Raw genomic sequence first — 2,088 nt, forward strand, 5'->3', positions numbered from 1 at the left:
CGTTAGGTGATACCATCAAAATTTAGAGTCTCAATACATAGTAAGCAAGATCAAAAGCCGTCAGTTTTTGAAAAACATGAAAACTGACGACTTTTTTGAAAGGTATGAATAATTCAGGTATGAAGCTTTAGTTGTACTAATTGCAAATGGGACTACGGAAACTTTTAATAGATTTATCGAAAAGTTCAGCTAATCACTGTTTTTTTTGCATATGGTCAGGAGGTGGCGATATCATGATTAATTCATAGTAAATACGGGTATGAGTTTCCGGAGTGGGCACAGGCGGGTGCTCGGCTCGATAAGATGGTGTAAGGATAATAGACGTCGTGCTAAATAGCGTGGCGTTTTTATTTTGCCCTTGAATTTACACTTTAAGTGCAACACTAATTAAATAAAGAATGGCCCATGGCCAAATTTCTGTAAAATGATGTTTGCGAAAACAATCATGAAAGGAATTTAGCCATGGATCACTACAAGCATATTACCATAGATGAACGGGAAACTATCTTTTTAATGAGGAATCATGGAAACTCACTTCGTGAGATTGCCAGCCATATCAAGAAAAGTTACTCAACCATTTCTCGAGAATTAAGCCGTAATTCTACTGGTAAATCCTATTCACCTTCGAAGGCTCAGGAGAAGTACAAACAGCGCAAAGGCAACTGTGGCAGAGTCTCTCTTTTGAGTAATCCTCAGGTGTTTGAAGTGGTGAGAGAACACTTCTGCGAAGACCTTTGGTCTCCGGAGGAAATATCGAATCGCTTGGCAGTCGAAAAGTATCCGGTGCAGATCAGTACCACGACTATTTACCGTGGGATTTTCAATGGCTTATTTGATAATTTGTTTAAATCTGGCAGCTCTAGTGCCGTGCGCCATCTAAGGCATCACGGCAAGTCTCGCCACAATAAAGCTTATCAAGAAAAGCGAGGCAAGATTCCAATCCCCAACAAGATTCATGATCGTCCGCGAGAAGCTGACAACCGTGTAGAAATTGGTCACTGGGAAGGTGATACCGTGTTAGGCAAAAGCGGAAAGGCTTGTGTCGTTACATTGGTTGACCGAAAATCTCGTTACCTGCTTATTGGTAAAGCTGCTAAAAGAACTTCAGAAGCAGTCACGGATACTTTGAGCGACTTAATGAAGCTATGGCCTGGTAGATCGTTAACGATTACCCCGGATAGGGGTAAAGAGTTTGCCAAAGTTCAATGTTTAACTGATAAGTTTGGTACGCCCTTCTACTTTCCCGATCCTCACTCTCCTTGGCAACGAGGAACTAACGAAAATACTAACGGCTTGCTTCGCGAATATTTGCCAAAAGGAACTGACCTTGATTCAATTACTGACCGCCGGATACAAGCATATGCAGAACAAATGAATAATCGTCCCCGTAAATGTCTCGGATGGAAAACGCCTTATGAAATATTCTTTAATGTAGTGTTGCACTTAATTTGACAATTCAAGCCCAAAATTTGGAGGTGGCCGGCATGGGCCAGATGGTAAATAGCAGATTTGGCCTTGTCAGTCGCACAGAGACACGTTGCTTGGGTGACTTAGAACATCAGCTTAAAGATGGACGGTGGTAACGTAAAAAGCCGCAGCGACCACATAAGCCGCGTATTACAGTGTGGAGAAAAAACAGGGTAACAAGCGTGAAAAAATAAAAGAAGACCAGATTTTGGTCTTCTTAAAAATGATAATTTATTTATCGTCTTTATCTAACTTTTCCTTTACGTTATCAACCGTATCTTTAACAGCATCTTTGGAATCTGACAGTTTATCTTTAGCCTTACCTAGAATACCTTGACCCTTACCTTCAGCTTCGCGGGCCTTGTCGTTCGTAACCTTGCCTTCAACTTCTTTAGCTTTTCCACTTACCTTATCTTTGGTGCTATCAATTTTGTCATCTAGACTCATAATATAACCTCCCATAATGTATTTGTTACAACAGTATTATTCCACATTTTAATTTGCTTGTCTAATAAGGAGATCCTACAAGAGATAGTGTGAATGACACTTATAAGGTAGATTGCAAATTTAATCCGAATTTTTGGACAAATTTGTCAGCATAACCTGATACGGTGTTTGCCA

2 protein-coding genes are annotated in these 2,088 nt (G+C 40.3%); one reads left to right on the forward strand and one right to left on the reverse strand.

What is annotated here, in order from left to right:
- Positions 1-462 precede the first annotated feature (462 nt).
- On the forward strand, positions 463-1,452 hold the full coding sequence (locus EGT51_RS12720; protein WP_004561985.1) for an IS30 family transposase: 990 nt from the start codon (positions 463-465) through the stop codon (positions 1,450-1,452).
- 246 nt (positions 1,453-1,698) lie between these two features.
- On the opposite strand, the gene EGT51_RS12725 is transcribed toward EGT51_RS12720, so the two are convergent.
- Positions 1,699-1,914, reverse strand: a complete 216-nt coding sequence (locus EGT51_RS12725; RefSeq protein ID WP_125702122.1) for a CsbD family protein — start codon at positions 1,912-1,914, stop codon at positions 1,699-1,701.
- Positions 1,915-2,088 lie beyond the last annotated feature (174 nt).

Origin of the sequence: Levilactobacillus suantsaiihabitans (assembly GCF_004745505.1) — a bacterium.
Classification (GTDB): domain Bacteria; phylum Bacillota; class Bacilli; order Lactobacillales; family Lactobacillaceae; genus Levilactobacillus; species Levilactobacillus suantsaiihabitans.

Bases quoted from the DNA above. Each gene is read 5' to 3' on its own strand.
- EGT51_RS12720 (WP_004561985.1), top strand. From the start codon at position 463: ATGGATCACTACAAGCATATTACCATAGATGAACGGGAAACTATCTTT.
- EGT51_RS12725 (WP_125702122.1), bottom strand. From the start codon at position 1,914: ATGAGTCTAGATGACAAAATTGATAGCACCAAAGATAAGGTAAGTGGA.